Origin of the sequence: Sulfitobacter sp. LC.270.F.C4 (genome assembly GCF_032922545.1) — a bacterium.
Lineage (GTDB): Bacteria > Pseudomonadota > Alphaproteobacteria > Rhodobacterales > Rhodobacteraceae > Sulfitobacter > Sulfitobacter profundi.
In genome coordinates this window covers 3,302,315-3,318,814 of the sequence record NZ_CP136692.1, presented here as the reverse complement: position 1 = coordinate 3,318,814, position 16,500 = coordinate 3,302,315, and the positions used below count along the sequence as shown (strand labels likewise).

14 protein-coding genes, 1 tRNA gene and 1 pseudogene are annotated in these 16,500 nt (G+C 62.7%); 9 read left to right on the top strand and 7 right to left on the bottom strand.

Going from position 1 to position 16,500, the window contains the following annotated elements:
• Nucleotides 1-96: 96 nt before the first annotated feature.
• The 5 genes from R1T45_RS19995 to R1T45_RS19975 all read left to right on the top strand — a co-directional run bounded on the left by R1T45_RS19995 (nucleotide 97) and on the right by R1T45_RS19975 (nucleotide 5,441).
• Nucleotides 97-1,116 (top strand): ABC transporter substrate-binding protein, encoded by a 1,020-nt coding sequence (locus R1T45_RS19995; protein ID WP_317390064.1) that lies wholly within the window; start codon nucleotides 97-99, stop codon nucleotides 1,114-1,116.
• 176 nt (nucleotides 1,117-1,292) lie between these two features.
• Complete coding sequence (locus R1T45_RS19990) at nucleotides 1,293-2,552, top strand: cation:proton antiporter (RefSeq protein WP_317390063.1); 1,260 nt, start codon at nucleotides 1,293-1,295, stop codon at nucleotides 2,550-2,552.
• Between the two features lie 81 nt (nucleotides 2,553-2,633).
• Nucleotides 2,634-3,401, top strand: a complete 768-nt coding sequence (locus tag R1T45_RS19985; RefSeq protein WP_067629970.1) for an ABC transporter ATP-binding protein — start codon at nucleotides 2,634-2,636, stop codon at nucleotides 3,399-3,401.
• On the top strand, nucleotides 3,394-4,200 hold the full coding sequence (locus R1T45_RS19980; RefSeq protein WP_317390062.1) for an ABC transporter permease: 807 nt from the start codon (nucleotides 3,394-3,396) through the stop codon (nucleotides 4,198-4,200). The genes R1T45_RS19985 and R1T45_RS19980 overlap by 8 nt, the downstream gene beginning before the upstream one ends.
• Nucleotides 4,201-4,526: 326 nt before the next feature.
• Nucleotides 4,527-5,441 (top strand): D-amino acid aminotransferase, encoded by a 915-nt coding sequence (locus R1T45_RS19975; protein ID WP_260011476.1) that lies wholly within the window; start codon nucleotides 4,527-4,529, stop codon nucleotides 5,439-5,441.
• Between the two features lie 42 nt (nucleotides 5,442-5,483).
• Here R1T45_RS19975 and R1T45_RS19970 read toward each other — a convergent pair.
• The 7 genes and pseudogenes from R1T45_RS19970 to R1T45_RS19940 all read right to left on the bottom strand — a co-directional run.
• Nucleotides 5,484-6,023, bottom strand: a pseudogene (locus R1T45_RS19970) (PepSY-associated TM helix domain-containing protein); the annotation flags it as partial.
• Nucleotides 6,024-6,237: 214 nt separating this feature from the next.
• Nucleotides 6,238-6,729, bottom strand: coding sequence for a copper chaperone PCu(A)C (locus tag R1T45_RS19965; protein ID WP_120350244.1), 492 nt, complete (start codon nucleotides 6,727-6,729; stop codon nucleotides 6,238-6,240).
• Nucleotides 6,730-6,771: 42 nt separating this feature from the next.
• A complete protein-coding gene (locus R1T45_RS19960; protein ID WP_317390061.1) occupies nucleotides 6,772-7,143 on the bottom strand; it encodes a hypothetical protein in 372 nt (123 codons plus the stop codon).
• 110 nt (nucleotides 7,144-7,253) lie between these two features.
• A tRNA-Gln gene (locus R1T45_RS19955) sits at nucleotides 7,254-7,328 on the bottom strand.
• Nucleotides 7,329-7,390: 62 nt separating this feature from the next.
• On the bottom strand, nucleotides 7,391-8,734 hold the full coding sequence (locus tag R1T45_RS19950; protein WP_317390060.1) for a mechanosensitive ion channel family protein: 1,344 nt from the start codon (nucleotides 8,732-8,734) through the stop codon (nucleotides 7,391-7,393).
• Nucleotides 8,735-8,800: 66 nt separating this feature from the next.
• On the bottom strand, nucleotides 8,801-9,793 hold the full coding sequence (locus tag R1T45_RS19945; protein ID WP_317390059.1) for an NADPH:quinone reductase: 993 nt from the start codon (nucleotides 9,791-9,793) through the stop codon (nucleotides 8,801-8,803).
• A 77-nt stretch (nucleotides 9,794-9,870) separates the two neighbouring features.
• Nucleotides 9,871-10,380 carry an SH3 domain-containing protein gene (locus R1T45_RS19940; protein ID WP_120350271.1) on the bottom strand — a complete coding sequence of 170 codons (510 nt, stop codon included), beginning with the start codon at nucleotides 10,378-10,380 and terminating at the stop codon, nucleotides 9,871-9,873.
• Between the two features lie 155 nt (nucleotides 10,381-10,535).
• Between R1T45_RS19940 and R1T45_RS19935 the strand changes: the two genes are divergently transcribed.
• The 4 genes from R1T45_RS19935 to R1T45_RS19920 all read left to right on the top strand — a co-directional run bounded on the left by R1T45_RS19935 (nucleotide 10,536) and on the right by R1T45_RS19920 (nucleotide 16,478).
• Nucleotides 10,536-11,522: a 2-hydroxyacid dehydrogenase gene (locus R1T45_RS19935; protein ID WP_120350272.1), complete on the top strand. Its 987-nt coding sequence runs from the start codon at nucleotides 10,536-10,538 to the stop codon at nucleotides 11,520-11,522.
• Nucleotides 11,523-11,625: 103 nt separating this feature from the next.
• A complete protein-coding gene (locus R1T45_RS19930; protein ID WP_317390058.1) occupies nucleotides 11,626-13,029 on the top strand; it encodes an FAD-binding oxidoreductase in 1,404 nt (467 codons plus the stop codon).
• 213 nt (nucleotides 13,030-13,242) lie between these two features.
• A complete protein-coding gene (locus R1T45_RS19925; protein ID WP_317390057.1) occupies nucleotides 13,243-15,735 on the top strand; it encodes an FAD-dependent oxidoreductase in 2,493 nt (830 codons plus the stop codon).
• Nucleotides 15,736-15,746: 11 nt separating this feature from the next.
• Nucleotides 15,747-16,478: a hypothetical protein gene (locus tag R1T45_RS19920; protein ID WP_162931803.1), complete on the top strand. Its 732-nt coding sequence runs from the start codon at nucleotides 15,747-15,749 to the stop codon at nucleotides 16,476-16,478.
• Nucleotides 16,479-16,500: the final 22 nt, after the last annotated feature.

Below are 16,500 nucleotides of genomic sequence, written 5' to 3'. Positions count from 1 at the left end.
GATATGCCAGTCCTGGTTGTGGCTGCTGCGGGCGCTCTCGCTTGACTTTCGGCCTGGCCGCCGACCATGCTGCGGCAAAATTGGAGGAGTGAGATTATGACCCTGTTCAACCGCCGTCAGGCCATCGCAACTTTGGGCGCTGCAACCGCCGTGGGGCTGGCGGCACCGGCACTGGCGCAGAACCGCAAGATCACCGTGGGCGCGCTGCGTTTCACCAGTCACGCGGGCAGCTTTGTCGGCTTTGAGCGGGACTATTTCAAAGAGGCCGGTCTGGACGTTGAACTGCGCTTTTTCGAGGCCGCGCAGCCGATGGCCGTGGCGATTGCCAGCGGCGATGTGGACTATGCGATCACCGCGATCTCGGGCGGCTTGGTGTCGCTGGCGCAAAAGGGCGCGGTCAAGGTGATCGGCGGCGGCCTGCAAGAAGAGCCGGGCATCGACGGGCAGAAGTTCCTCGTTTCTGATGCGGCCTATCAGGCGGGCATCACCGAACCCAGCATGCTGGATGGCAAAAGCTTTGGCATGACGCAGGCGGGATCGTCCTTTCACTACATGGGCGCCAAAATGGCCGAGGCTGAGGGGATCAGCCTCAAGTTCAAGCCGCTGCAAAAAGTCGGCGCGGTGATCGGTGCGCTGAAGTCGGGCCAGATCGATGCGTGGTCGATCGTGCCGCATATTGCCAAGCCGCTGGCGGGATCGGGTGCCGTTCATATCATCGGCGATGTGGCGACCTATCTGCCGGATTATCAGGTGACGACAGTCTTTACCTCGACCAAGAACGCCAGTGACGAACAGGAAATGACTAAGAATTTCCTTGCGGGCTATTCCAAAGGTGTCGCCGATTATAACGCCGCGATGATCGCCAAGGACAGCGGCGATGCGGGCGTCGATGAGATGGTCGATCTGATCCATAAATATGTCTACACCGACCGCCCGCGCGACAAGGCGGCGCCGTCGATCATCAACGGCACCATGCGGTTGAACGAAGGTGCCAAGCTGAACGTGGCTTCGGTGCGTGACCAGTTGGAGTGGTTCCAGTCCGAAGGGCTGGTCGATGCCGACATCACGCTAGAGACGCTGATCGACACCTCTTATGTCGAGACGATGGGCAGCTAAGCGCGTTGCTTGCGTGATATGATCGCTTTGAAAGGCGCGTCCCCCACGGGCGCGCCTTTACCTTTTGCTCCCGCAGGGTGGGATTTCCGGCAGGCATCACTGGCAATGCAGAGGCGCCAAGATACCTTTGGTGCTGATGCGGGGCCAAGCCCCTGACCATAAAACGGGAATGTGCAGTGAGCGACGGCAGTTTTTTCGCCCTGAACGGCTATCATTTCGCTTTGGGGGCCGTTGGGGCCGTGGTGATCCTTGCCCATTGGCTGCCCCGCTTTTTCAGTCGGCGAGAGCCTGCCGCCTCGGGGCTTTTGATACTTTTAGGCATGGGCGTTTTTGCCCTTGTTCCCGGGATGCCGAGTTTTCCCGACCCGCGCGCCACCCCCTTTCCATGGGAAATCGTGTCGGAGCTTTGCGTGATCGTCGCGCTCTTCGCGACGGGGCTGCGGATCGACAGGCTTTCTGATTGGTCCCGCTGGGGGCCAACGGCGCGGTTGTTGGCGCTGACCATGCCGCTGACGATCCTGTCGGTCGCGGTGATGGGCTGGGCCTTTGCCGGGATGACCGCAGCCGGGGCGATTTTGCTGGGCGCGGTGATGGCACCCACCGATCCGGTTTTGGCCGCTGACGTGCAGGTTGGCCCGCCGCAGGAAGGGGGCGAACATCCGGTGCGTTTTGCCCTGACCACAGAGGCGGCGCTGAACGATGGTTTGGCCTTTCCCTTCGTCTACCTCGGGATTCTGGTCGCGGCCGAGGGTTTGGCCCCGGCGTCTTGGGGCATAGAGTGGCTGGCACGCGATGTCTTTTGGCGCATTGCTGTCGGCACTGCCATGGGCGCGGCAGGCGGTTGGGCCTTGGGGCAGGTGTTGTTCGTCGTGCCGCGCAAGGCGGTTCTGGCCGAGACCTCCTCGGGCGTGGTGGCCTTGGCGGGGGTGCTTTTATGCTACGGCACCACGGAATTGGTCGAGGGCTATGGTTTTATCGCCGTGGCGGTGGCCGGTTTGGTAATCCGGCGGGTTGAGGCGGACCACGAATTCCACCGCCGTTTGCATGACTTTACCGCCGCCGTTGAACACGCGCTGACAGCGCTGCTGCTGGTGGCCATCGGCGCGGTGCTGCCCACCTTGCTGGCTGATCTGACCCTCGCCGGCGCGGTGATCGTGCTGGCGCTGATCTTTGTCGTGCGCCCCTTGGCGGGGTGGCTATCCCTTTTGGGAACGTCGCTCGAGACGCGCCCCCGCTGGGTTGTGGCGCTTTATGGGATCCGGGGGATCGGGTCGATCTACTACCTTGCCTATGCGGCGGGGAAGGTGGAGTTTCTGGACGAGGAGCCGCTTTGGGCGATGGTGGGGTTTGCGATCCTCGTGTCGACCTTGGTGCATGGTTTTACCGCCGGGATCGCGGTGGATGGGCTGAGCCGTAAAGAGGGTGAGCAGCCTTAAGTGCGCCACCGGCGCAGGGCGGTTGCCCCGGGACGCGGATCGCACATTGCGCGCGGGGCGTTTTTGCCGGAAAAGGGCGGCATGGACCTCAAGCTTTCCTCCGTCAGCCATTATTATGGCGATACCCAAGTGCTGCGTGACATCACGCTCGATATTCCGTCTGGCCAGATCGTTTGCATCGTCGGCCCCTCCGGCTGTGGCAAATCCACCCTGCTGCGCATGCTCGGCGGGTTGGAGCGGCCCAGCGAAGGCCGCGTGCTGCAAATGGGCGATGCGCCTGAGGGCTGTCTGAACCCGCTCACTTATATTTTCCAAGATTTCGCGCTGCTGCCGTGGCGCACGGTGCGGGGCAATGTGGCGCTGGTGCTTGAGGATCACGGGCTGGGCAAGGCGCAGCGTGAGGCGATCATCGCCGATGTGTTGGCGCGGACCAAATTGACCGATTTCGCCGATGCGCTGCCCAAACAGCTTTCGGGCGGCATGAAGCAGCGCGTGGCGATTGCCCGTGCGCTGGCGGTGAACCCGGCGGTGATGCTGATGGACGAGCCGCTGAGCGCGCTCGACAGCCAGACCCGCGAGCTTTTGATGGACGACCTTGTGGCGCTCTGGACGCGGCAGCCGTTCACGGCGGTCTATGTGACCCACAACCTCGCTGAAGCGGTGCGGTTGGGGCATAAGATCGTCGTGCTCTCGCGCCGTCCGGGTGAATTGCGCGAGGTGGTGAACCTAGACATGCCGCTGGCCGAGCGGCGCCATGGCGACCCGGCGTTGGAGGCGCAGCAACAGCACCTATGGGGGCTGATGCGCGATGAGGCCGCGGCGGCGGATGCGGAGTTGATCGATGGCTGAAATAACGGATGTGAATGCCCGCGAAGTCACCTTTCGCGGCGGTGGCTTCCAGCCCGGCACGCGGCGGGGCGTGGGGCTTGCGGTTTTCGTGGTGCTGATCCTACTGGCGGAATGGGGCACGCGCAGCGGCTTTATCTCGGCCCTGACGTTGCCTCGGCCCAGCGATGTGCTGCTGACATTTCAAGAGCTTTATCAGTCGGGGATGTTGTTCAAACATCTCGTGCCCTCGCTGACCCGTCTGGCGGTGGGCGCGCTGATCGGCGCGTCGGTCGGAATCGGTGTTGGCGTTTTGATCGGGCTGTTTTCTTTGGCCCGCGCGGGTCTGGTGCCGCTAGTGGCGGCGATTTTCCCCATTCCCAAGATCGCGCTGTTGCCGCTGTTTGTCATTTGGTTCGGCATTGATGAGGCGAGTAAATACGCGCTCATCGCCTTTGGCACCTTCACGCCCACGGTGGTCGCCACCTATGCGGCGGTCGACAATGTGGACCGGGTGTTGATCCGGATGGGGCAGAGTTTCGGCCTCGGTTGGTGGTCGATTGTTTCGAAAATCGTGGTGCCCGGCGCGATGCCGGGGATCCTGTCGGGGCTGCGGATTTCGCTGACGATTGCGATTATTCTGTTGGTGGCGGCTGAGATGCTGGGCGCGGAATATGGGATCGGGGCGTATATTTTGCAGGCGGGGAGCCTGTATGATTTGGAGCGTCTGTTTGCGGGTGTGGTGATCCTGTCGCTGCTGGGCGTGGCGGTGTCCTCGGTGGTGGCGTTCGTGGAACGGCGCGTGCTGAGTTGGCGGGTGTGAGGGCCAGCGCCTGACCGCGGGTTGGCGATCTGACGTAAATTGGTGCCACTTTATTTCTCGGCTTTGATGTGCGGTCCGCGAGGGCACACCCAGCCTCACCAAATCGCCTACCCGGTCGCACCAAAGGTGCGCTCATATAGGCTGGCACGCCTCCGGCGTGACGGGCGGGCAGGCGATGGCCCGGCGCCTACGGCTTGTCCCGGGCCCGGGTGGTAGTCAAAACGTTGAGAGCCCGGCGCCTGCGGCTTGATTCCGGGACCGGGGTGGCAACATCGATCCATTTGCTTATCAATAGCGCCAACCGCCCTCACAAACGGACCCCTCCCATGACCGAACACACCACCACCCACGCCGCCGACGAAGACGCCCGAAACCAGGACATCAAGATCTACGTCAACGGCGACATCGTGCACCGCGACGAGGCCAAGGTCTCGGTCTATGACGCGGGCTTCATGCTGGGCGACGGCATCTGGGAAGGCATGCGCCTCTATAACGGGACATGGGCGTTCTTCGACGAGCATATGGACCGCTTCTTTAATTCCTGCAAAGCAATCTCGCTCGACGTGGGCCTGGACAAAGACGGCATCGCCGAGGCGCTGCGCCGCACGGCAGAGGCGAACGATATGCACAGTGACGTGCACTGCCGCCTAATGCTCACGCGGGGGATCAAGGATAAACCCTTCCAGCACCCCTCGCTCAGCACCACCGGGCCGACGCTGGTGATCATCATGGAGCATTCCAAACCCGTGGATCGCCTGCAATCTGCGGGCATTCGTTTGGCGAGCGTCCCGCAGGTGCGCGGGCTGCCACATAGCCAAGACCCCAAGCTTAACAGTCATTCCAAGCTGAACTGCATCATCGCCTGCCTTCAGGCCGAGGAAGCGGGCGCGGATGAGGCGCTGATGCTCGACCCACATGGTTTTGTGAACACCACCAACGCTTGCAACTTTTTCATCGTGCGGCGGGGGGAGGTTTGGACCTCGACCGGGGACTATTGCATGAACGGGGTGACGCGGCAAAAGGTGATCGACCTGTGCCATGAAAACGGCATTCCGATGCGGGAGAAGAACTTCTCGCTCTACGAAGCTTATGGCGCGGATGAAGCCTTTCTCACTGGCACCTTTGGTGCGCAGACCCCGGTGGCAGAGATTGACGGCAAGGCCATCGGCAGCGGAGAACGGCCCGTCACCAAACGCATTCAGGCGCTTTATAAAGAGCTGATCAAACAGCACACGGCCTAAGGGCCAAGCGGTGCCCGCCCTCGCGAAGGGGCGGGCGGCATTTCAGGACACCATGCGTTTCAGCACTGGCACACGGCGCAGCAACAACCAATCCAGCAGCACGACGACCAGCAGGGTGATCCCCGCCATTGGAAAGGCCAGCGCCACGGCCAGACCGACTACAACCGCGCCTTTCCAAAACGTCATATTGCGCGGCGGAGGCGGGGCCGCGAGCCAGCCCGCCGGGTTTGTCGGGCGGCGTTTCCACCACATCACCACGCCAGAGACGCAAAGAAAGATCACCGACAGGCAAAAGAGCGTATTGGCCATGACACTCGGCCAGCCCAAGGTGCCCATATGCAGCGCGATGCCCACGGCCATCGCCTTGCCCGCCAGCGAATAATCCGCGTAGCGCACATCGGCGAGGACCTTGCCCGTGTGCCGGTCGATATGCACCGTGCGGTCGCTGGTGGGGTCGGTCGCATCGGTGTTCATCGTATCCCGGCTTAGGGTCCAGACACCCTCTTTGCCCTGCGGCAGGTTCATCTGGTAGCGTGCGTCAAACCCGATCTGCCGCGCCAGCGCATCAATCGTGTCGAGCGTGGCAGGCGTGCCTTCGGCCATCCGGCCCGACGGTCACCGTCTCCACCCCGTAACCTGTGCACAGCACCATGGTCAGCGCGCCTTGCTGGCGCTCTGGCATGGTTCCGGGCGCAAGCGCCGAGAACGCCCCAAACAACACCACCACCGCCCAAAGGCAGAGGTGTCGAAGCGGGCCGGTCAACGCCTTGCGGCGCATCCTGCGACTGGCTTGGGGTTAGTGTTTTTGCGCGTGCGCGCCGTGATCCATGGCGCCCGCATCATGCCCGCGGCGGCTTTCGACGTTGAATATCACCTCCAAGGTCCCGGCCTTTTCAAAGGTCAGGGTGGCGGGGATTTTCTCACCTTCCTCGAAAGGGTCACCGTCGAGGCCCATGAACATGATATGCAGCCCACCGGGCTTAAGCGTCACCGTCTCACCTGCAGGCAGATCGAGGCCGTCGATATGCGACATGCGCGCGACGCCCATATCATCGGTGGTCGTCTGATGGAGGGAGACTTCGTCGAAGCCCTCGGCGCTGATGCTGACGAGGCGGTCTGCGCTGTCTCCGCCATTGGTGATCGTCAGATAGCCGCCGCCGACGCGGGCGGTTTTCGGGGTTTCAAAGGCCACCGGATGATCGACGGTCAAAGCACCGGCGGTGTACTCATGCGCGGCGGCGGGCAGGGCAAGTAGGGCAGCCAAGGCTGCGGTATAGAAGGTTTTCATTGTCGTGGTCCATTGTCTGAGTATTGCGAAAGAAGCGATGGCTCAGACGAATGGCGGCCCCCGGACGGGCGGGGGCGCCCCCGCAGGGCTGCGCGGTGCGCCGAGGGCACGGGCCGCGCGCGGTTTGGCAAAACGCAGCCTCCCGCCCGGCAGCAAGACATCTGCCGGGGTCGGCAAGATCAACGCATTGACGATCCGGCAGGCTTCGCAATCCAAGGCCGCATGGTTCTGCCCCTCGAGCGTGCCGTCGCAAAGATCGGTCAGCGTGCCGCCCGCTTGGATAAAGGCGATGAAGGCCGGGTCTTGCTGTACCTGCGCGGTCGCACGATGTGCGAAGGGCAAGCTGGCAAGGGCCAGCACCAGCAAGAGGGTCAGGCTAACCCGAAGCGAGGATATGCGCGAAACGGCGGACATGCGCGCTGATACCGCGGCTGACACCGCAACGCTATAGGGCGCTTTGGTCTGCGACGTGATGTCGTAGGGGCGCTGTGCGGTAGTCGGTGATGGCTATCGGGGGAGTGTGTTGGCTGGGATGGTAGGATTCGAACCTACGGTACACTGTACCAAAAACAGTTGCCTTACCACTTGGCTACATCCCAACACAGGGCGCTAATTAGAGTTCTCTGGCCCGGGGTGCAAGACCCGTTTTTGATAAATTAGCCTATTCTTCGGCGGCATCAACGGAGAGCAGGTCTTTGCTGGGCAATTCGGCGCGTTCCTGCGCGACGATGCGGGTCAGCTCACGCTCGGTTTGGGGGGCAACTGGCTGTGCGGCGGCGGGATTCGCAGGCGCGCTCGGCGTTTGGGGCGAATCGTGTTGCGCGGTTGGGGACGATTCGCTTTGGGTGATCAGCCGATAAGCGGGAGGCTGTGCGGTGAGGCCCGCCGCGTCAAAGGCGGCCAGCGTCAGTCGAATCGCTTCGCTGCGCGCAGCGACCAGATCGGTGGTCTCTTGATTGATCCAACCGGCGAATTGCATGTTGATCCAGTGATCGGCGACCTCCTCCACCCAAGCGGCGGCTTCGGGGCTGGGCAGGACAAAGGGAAGGCCATTCAACACCTCCAGCGCCAAGTCTCGGGCGCGGGCCAGATCGGCGTCGCTGGCCACCGAAAGGGTAAAGGTGAACCGCCGCTCGGCGTTGCGCGAATAGTTGATGATCCGACTTTTAAAGACGGTGGCATTGGGAATGCGCAGATGGTTGCCGTCATAGCTGAGCAAGATCGTGGCGCGGCTGGTCAGGCGGATCACCTTGCCGGTGTCGCCGTCAATCTCGACCGTGTCATTGGGGCGGAACGGCTGGCGGATCGACAGCATGATGGAGGCAATGAAGTTCTCGACCGTGTCGCGCACCGCGAAACCGATGGCGAGGCCGACGATCCCCGCCGCGCCAAGGATGCCCGACAGCAGCGCCGTCGCCCCGAGGATATCAAGCGCCACGACCAGTGCCGCGATGATAAAGGCCAGCCGGATGATCTGGCGGTAAATGTCAGCGATAAAGGCGTTGGGGGCCAGCCGCTCCCACGGGTTGCGCAGCCGCGCCAGCGCCAGCCCGGCCACGACGATCAGGGCAAAGACCCCAAGTGCCACCAAGGCCAGCGGCAGGAAAGCCACGGCCTGTTCCATCCGGCCCCGGAAGCGGTCCACGGCGGGGTTGAGCCGTTCCGACACATCGGTGCTTTCGCGGACCTCGTTGCGGATTGCCACCACCCCTTCGACACGGCCCGCCAGTTCGCTCAGCCGTCCGGCGCTGGCGGTGTCGAGTGTGGTGCCGCGCAGGGTGACGATGCCCGAGGACACGGAGACGCCGACCTTCTCAAATCCTTCAAGCTCGCGCAGGATGGCGCGGATGCGGTTGGCGATGGCGGCGTCTGCCGTGGCGTTCCCTTCGACGGCGATGGTGCCTTCGGGCTGGTCGTTGTCCTGCGCCGAGGCGGGGGCCAGCGGCAGGGCAAGAAGCAGAAATAGACACAAGAGCAGGCGGGGCAGGGCAGGGATCAGGCGCATGGGGGTCTCCGTCGACGGGCAGGGCCACCGCCCCTCGGTGAGGGCGGTGGCTGGTCAATTAGCGCACTACCCCCGACAATCGAGCAGCACCGCCCCGCTGCGCTGTCCGGCCTCGACCATCGCATGCGCGCGGGCGGCCTCGGAAAGCGGGAGAACCGTATCGACGGGGCAGCGCAGGGCCCCGTCTTCCAGCGCGTGATGCAGTCGGGTGATCGCCTGTTCGCGCGGGCCTGCGGGCAGGAGGTAGATCAGGATGATGTCGATGGTCACCGCTTTGAACAGAAGCGGGTAGAAGGGTAGCGTGGGCGACATCTCCGCCGCCGATCCATAGGCGGCGATCCGGCCATTGGGGGCGATGACCTCGGTGTCGGTGGTGATGTTGAGGCCGAACTCTGTCTCGACGATTGTGTCGACGGGCTTGCCGCCGTTGGCCTCCAGAACGGCACGGGCGAGATCGGGATCGGCGTAGTTCAGCACCGCATCGGCGCCAGCCTCGCGGACCAGATCATTGTCGCGCGGGCTGCAGGTGGCAATCACTTTGGCCCCGCCCCATTTCGCCAGTTGCACGGCAAGGTAGCCCACGGTTCCGGCGCCGCCTTGGATCAACACCGTCTCCCCGGCCACGCCACCGCCGCCGAAAACGGCGTGGCAGGCTGTCAGCCCCGGAATGCCAAGCTGCGCGCCGGTCTCAAAAGAGACGGCTTTGGGCAACGGCACGGCCTGATGCGCGGGCAGGGTGATCTGCTGAGCTGCGGTGCCAAAGGCGCGTTGCCACTGGCCATTCCAGACCCAGACCTTTTGACCCACACGGGCAGAATCGATGCCCGCACCCACGGCGATGATCTCTCCCGCGCCATCGCTATGGGGAATGACCTGCGGGAAGGGTGGTTTGGTCACGCCGGGGCGGGTGCCCGCGCGGGCCTTTACGTCCGATGGGTTCACGCCCGAATGGCTCAGCGCCACGCAGACCTCGCCGGGTTGCGGGGCGGGGCTGTCGATCTCTGACAGACGCAGCACATCTGCGGCGGCTCCGAATTGGTCATAGGTGATGGCTTGCATGGCGCTCTCTCCGGCTTGAATTTTGCCGGCAGAGTGGCGCAAGCGCCGGGATCATGCAATTGGCCTGAAAGGCGGTGTTATTCGCGCAGCTCCTTGGGGCCAACACCCCAAAGCCGCACTTTGGGGGCCCAGCCGGTAAAGCCGCCCGAACGCAACTCGCACCATTCAAGCGTGCATTCGCCCAAGCGCGCCACCACGCCCAGTTCCAGCCGCGCCACCACGGCGGCCTTTGGGTCGGGGTTGACGTGAAGCTGCAGCATGTCTTGTTCGACCAAGACAGTGCGGGTGCCCGACAAAAGCGAGTAATGCACCCAGCCGCCCATGCCATCGCGGTCTTCGACCCGGCGCCAGTGGCCATGTTCGGCGGTGATCCTGAGCGGCAGGTCGCGGCGTTTGTAGACCCAGTCGATCCGGTGCGACAGCGACGGGCCGCGGCGGACGTTGCCCTCTGAGGCTTTCATCGAAACGAAACGGGGGAGGGGCAGGTTGGTGACCTGTCCGCGCGCCTCTTGTGCGACGCCGGAGGTCGCCTGCGCCAAAAGCAGCGCGCCCACCATCAGGGCACTGCGAAGGAAAGCGGTTATCATGGAATTGCCTGCTATGCGGTTCACTGCTGTGGGTCGGTGCTGTGCAAATCTGCGGGTTATTGTTGCTCTTTTTCCGGCGCGAGTTCTTGTGCCTCGTCGCTGCATGAGACACCATGCCTGTGAAACGAGGCGACGCCAAGACCGGGAGAGCAGGCATGTCAAAGAAGCGGTTGAGTGTTGTAGTGACGCGACGGTTGCCAGAGGCGGTGGAAACACGGCTGTCAGAGCTGTTTGACGTGACCCTACGCGAAGATGACAAGCCCATGACCCGCGAGGAATTGGGCGCGGCGATGCGCCAAGCGGATGTGCTGGTGCCGACGATCACGGATGAAATCGACGCGCCGCTGATCACGCAGGCGGGCGAGCGGCTGAAACTGATCGCGAATTACGGGGCGGGGGTCGATCATATCGACGTGGCCACCGCGCGCCAGCGCGGCGTGCTGGTGTCGAACACCCCCGGGGTTCTGACCGATGATACCGCCGATATGACCATGGCGCTGATCTTGGCTGTGACCCGCCGCATGCCCGAGGGTATGGCGGTGATGCAGTCCGGCAATTGGGATGGCTGGGCACCGACCGCGCTGATGGGCGGTCGGGTCGGCGGGCGTCGCCTCGGCATTCTGGGCATGGGCCGGATCGGTCAGGCCGTGGCGCGCCGGGCGCGGGCCTTTGGCATGCAGGTGCATTACCACAACCGCAAACGCCTGCGTGAAGAGGTCGAAAGCGCCTTGGAGGCGACCTATTGGGACAGCCTTGATCAGATGGTCAGCCGGATGGACGTGATCAGCATCAACTGCCCCCATACGCCCAGTACCTTTCATCTGATGAACGCCCGCCGTTTGGGGCTGATGAAGCCCGACGCGGTGATCGTGAACACCTCCCGCGGGGAGGTGATCGACGAGAACGCCCTGACGCGGATGCTCCGTGCGGGTGACATCAAAGGCGCGGGGCTGGACGTCTACGAGCATGGCCGCGAGATCAATCCGCGCCTACGAGAGCTGAAAAACGTCGTGCTGTTGCCTCATATGGGGTCGGCCACGTTGGAAGGTCGGATCGAGATGGGCGAGAAAGTCTTGATCAATATTAAGACCTTTGATGATGGTCACCGTCCGCCTGATCAAGTTGTGCCCTCCATGCTGTAAGCCCGCGGGCGGCGGCGGTATGGCGGCTATTGGGTAAAAGTATTTTCGCAAGTTGCGCCCGCAGGGCTTCCTGCGGCGCACAGGCGCTGTTTGGAGTTGGAAAATGACGAAGATCGCAGAACTGCCGCGCAATGAGGCGGGCATTGCAGCCGCGCTGGAGGAATTGAGCCAAGCCTTTGGGGATAATCTGCTGACCGGCCAAGCCATTCGCGAACAGCATGGCCACACCACCACATGGATCAAAACGCAGGCCCCCGACGGGGTGGTCATGGCGGCCTCTACCGACGACGTGGCGCAGGCGGTGCGCATCTGTGCGGCGCATAAAGTGCCGGTGATTGCCTTCGGCACGGGCACCTCGCTCGAAGGACATGTGAACGCGCCGGCGGGCGGGATTTGCATTGATGTCATGCAGATGGACCGGGTGCTTGAGGTGAACGCGGGCGATCTGGATTGCCGGGTGCAACCCGGCGTGACCCGCGAGGCGTTGAACACCCATTTGCGCGATCAGGGGCTGTTTTTCCCGATTGATCCCGGTGCCAATGCCTCGCTTGGGGGGATGACCGCGACGCGGGCCAGCGGCACCAATGCGGTGCGCTATGGCACGATGAAAGACAATGTGCTGAGCCTTGAGGTGGTGATGGCCGATGGCCGGGTGATCCGCACCGGTGGACGGGCGCGGAAATCTTCGGCGGGCTATGATTTGACGCGGTTGATGGTCGGCTCGGAAGGGACGCTGGGGATCATCACGGAGATCACCTTGCGCTTGCAGGGTATTCCTGAGGCGATCTCCTCGGCGCGCTGTTCTTTCCCGACGGTGCAGGCGGCCTGTGAGACCGTTATGGCAGTGATCCAATACGGCCTGCCCGTGGCCCGGATTGAGCTTTTGGACGCCGATGTGGTGAAGGCCGTGAACGCCTATTCCAAGCTGACCTTGCCTGAAACCCCGCTTTTGTTGTTGGAATTCCACGGCTCTGAAGCGGGCGTGGTGGAACAGGCCGAGACCTTTGGCATGCTGGCCGAGGAATTCGGCGGCACCGGCTATGCGGCGACCACAACCCCTGAAGAGCGCAACAAACTCTGGCAGGCGCGGCATGACGGCTATTGGGCCGTTCTGGCGCTGCGACCGGGGTGCAAGGCCGTGGCGACGGATGTCTGCGTGCCGATCTCCCGGTTGGCCGATGCCGTGGTCGCGGCACAGGCGCGGGCGGAGGAGTTGAAGCTGATCGCGCCCATCGTGGGCCACGCAGGCGACGGGAACTTCCATGCCTCGCTGTTGATCGACATGGACGACGCCGATGAGGTGGCGCGGGGCGAGGCGTTTGTGAGCTGGCTGGCGGAATTGGCGATCTCTATGGATGGGACATGCACCGGCGAACATGGGATCGGGCAGGGCAAGCGGACCTATCTGGGCAAGGAATTGGGCGCTGCGGTGGATGTGATGGCGACGCTCAAGGCGGCGCTGGATCCGGATAATATTTTGAACCCGGGGAAGATCTTGCCGGGGTGAGATGGGGGGGGGCTGCCCTGATGTTGTGCGGCGGGAAATGTGGTGCACGGTATTTGTAAAAGGATGAAGTTGGGGTGGCGGTGCTCTGACGCGGGATTGGCGCGTATGGTGAGGGGGTAAGGTCGGTTTTTGGCCATGTTGGGTCGGCTGGTGCCTGCGGTCTCTTGCCCTGCTGCGTACAACGGGGTGAGCCTAGGGCAGAGGGATTGGCAGATGAAAACGCAAGTCAAAGCATTGGTTGTCGGGGGCGGCGCGGTTGGCACGTCGATTGCTTATCATCTGGCGAAGGCGGGTTGGGATGATGTAATGCTGTTGGAGCGGGACGAGCTGACCTCGGGCTCGACCTGGCATGCGGCGGGGTTGCTGCCGTTGTTCAACATGTCTTTTGCGACGACGCATATTCATCAGTACTCGGTCGAGTTTTATAAGACCTTGGAGGCTGAGACCGGGTTGAATGCTGGTTTTGCCGTGGTGGGCAATCTGCGGATGGCTCAGACCGATGCGCGGATGGATGAGTATATGCTCTATGCCTCGACCGCGGAGACCTGCGGCGTGCCGTATGAATGGCTCACCCCGGATGAGATCAAGGCGAAGTGGCCGTTGATTGAGACATCGGATTTGAAGGGTGCGCTTTATCACCAGACGGACGGATATATTAACCCCGCCGATGTGACGATGGCGATGGCCAAGGGCGCGCGCCAGCTTGGGGTTTCGATTGAGCGCAAGTGGCAGGCGGATGCGTTTGACTGGAATGGTACCCATTGGGAAGTGACCTGCACCAAGATGGTGGAGAAGGGCGGCAACCTTGTCGCCAGTGATGAGCAGATCGTTGTTACCGCCGAACATGTGGTCACGGCCAGTGGCAACCACGCGCAGCGCACCGCGCGGATGTTGGGGATCAAGATGCCCGCGATGCCCGTGGAACATCAGTTCATTGTCATGGACCGCGATCCGGCGCTGGTTGATTACCGTGCGGCGGGGCATGGCGAGCATCCGGTGATCCGGGATGCCGATGCGCAGAGCTATGTGCGTGAGGAACGGGGCGGCTGGATTCTCGGCGTCTATGAGAAGAACGCCCCGGCGCGGTTTGAATATGGGGTGCCCGACAGTTTCCGGGCTGATCTGTTCCAGCTCGATCTGGAGCGGATCGAAGATCAGTATATGGCGATGAACCACCGTATCCCCTCGGCTGAGAATTGCGGGTTGAAGGACGATTTCAACGGGCCGATTTGTTATACGCCGGATGGTAATCCGCTGGTCGGCCCTGCGCCGGGCTTGCGCAACATGTGGTTGGCGGAAGGGTTTTCGTTTGGGATCACGGCGGCGGGGGGCACGGGGTATTATTTGGCGCAGATGATGGTTGAGGGCGAGGCCGAGATCGACATGGCGAGCCTTGATCCGAAACGCTACGGCGATTGGGTGACCACGGAATATGCCGCGCGGAAGAATGAAGAGGCTTACGACCACGTTTATATCCTGCACCATCCGGATGAGGAGCGTCCTGCGTGTCGGCCTTTGCGGACCTCTCCGGCTTACGATCGGCAGGCGGCGCGGGGGGCGCAGTTTGGGCAGGTGAATGGCTGGGAGCGGCCGAATTATTTTGCGCCCGAAGGGTTTAGCGACCATGACAGCCGATCCTTTCGGCGCGGGGGCTGGTGGCAGCACGCGGTGGACGAGGCGAAATCCATCCGCGAAGGGGTGGGCTTGATTGACGCCACGGCCTTTACTAAGCATCTGGTGCGCGGGCCGGGGGCGACGGCTTTTTTGGATGGGTTTACCTGTAACAAGCTGCCCTCGGTGGGGCGGATTAACCTGACCTATGCGCTGACGGGGGCAGGGACGACGCGGACGGAATATACCATCGTGCGGCTGGCGCAGGACGAATATTACCTTGTCTCGGCGGGCGCGTGGAGCGCCTATGACAGCGATTACCTGCGCAAGGCGATTGCCGACAAGATGCCCGAGGTGGGTTATGTCGAATGTCATGACGTGACCACGCAGTGGGGAGTTTTTGCGATTGCTGGGCCGAAGTCGCGTGATGTGCTGCGGGATTTGGTGCGGGATGCAGATCCCGAAACGGTGCTGAGCAACAAGCGGTTCCCCTGGCTGACCATGCGCAACATCGAGTTGGGGATGGTGCCGGTGCAGGCGATCCGGGTGGCCTATACCGGGGAGCTCGGTTGGGAATTGCATCATCCGATTGAGATGCAGAACCATTTGTTTGATCAGTTGGAAAAGGCGGGCGCGCCGCATGGCATGAAGCTGGTTGGCGCGCGGGCGCAGAACTGGCTGAGGCAAGAGAAGAGCTATCGCGCCTTTGGCAATGAGTTGGGCCGGGATGCGACGCCGTTGGAGGCGGATTTGCCGCGCTTTGTGGATCTGAATAAAGAGTTTCACGGGAAGCAGGCGATGCTCGATCACGGCATTCGCGTGAAATGCGTGACGGTTCTGATCGACGGGCCGGAGGATGCGGACCCTTGGGGGCGTGAGGTGCTTTACAATGGCGCGCGGCGCACCGGGCGGCTGACCTCGGGTGGCTATTCGGTTGCATTCGGCAAGAGCATCGGCATGGGCTATGTGCAACTGCAAGACGCGGTGGTAGGCACGAAGCTGAAGGTAAAGATGCTTGATCAATTGTGGGAGGCCGAGGTGGTCGAAGACAGTCCCTATGATCCGAAGAACCAGCGCATCCGGGCGGACGGTTGATCCGGCGGGGGTTGCTTGCTTTTTTCTGTGTACTGGCGCTGACGGCGGCGCTGTTGCGGGACAATCCGGTTGTCAGCGCGGCGCAGGGCTATGCCGCGGATGTGGCGACCACGGCGGCGGCGAGCTATGTCACGCTGCGCACGTTGAACGCCTTTTTATCGACCGCGCAAGAGATCGAGGTGGGGCTCTCGTTCATTGCCTCCGGCTCGGCGCGGCCCTTAAAGGTGTTGGAGCCGATTGACGACACGGTTGAGCGGATCGCGGGGCTGGTTTTTGGCGTGATGGTGGCCACCGGGGTGATAGCCGTGGCCTTGGGGCCGGTAAGCGCCATCGGCATGGGGCTGCTGGCGGTTGCATTGGCTGTCTGGGCAGTCAGTAAACGCGGTCATGCGGGGCTGCCGCGGCGGTTGGCGTGGTATGGCGGATTTTTAGGGTTGGCTTTGCCTCTCGCGCTGGTGGTGTCGGAGCCGCTGGCAGGCCAGCTTACCGAGGCGGTCTATCTGCGCAATATGGAGGTGATTGAGGAGATCACCGCCCGTGTCGGCGGCAGTGAGGCTTTGGGTGAAGAAGAGCCGGGTCTGACAGAATACCGACAGCTTGCCAGCAATCTTTGGAGCCGGGCGGATGAGTTAATCGGCGCGTTGTTGGCCGTGTTGGGCGTGCATGTGTTTCGGATATTCTTGCTGCCGCTGTTGCTGGTGGGCGGGTTGTTTGTCGTGGCGCGGCATTACGCGCGAGATTGATTTCAAACAACTACGTTGCGGG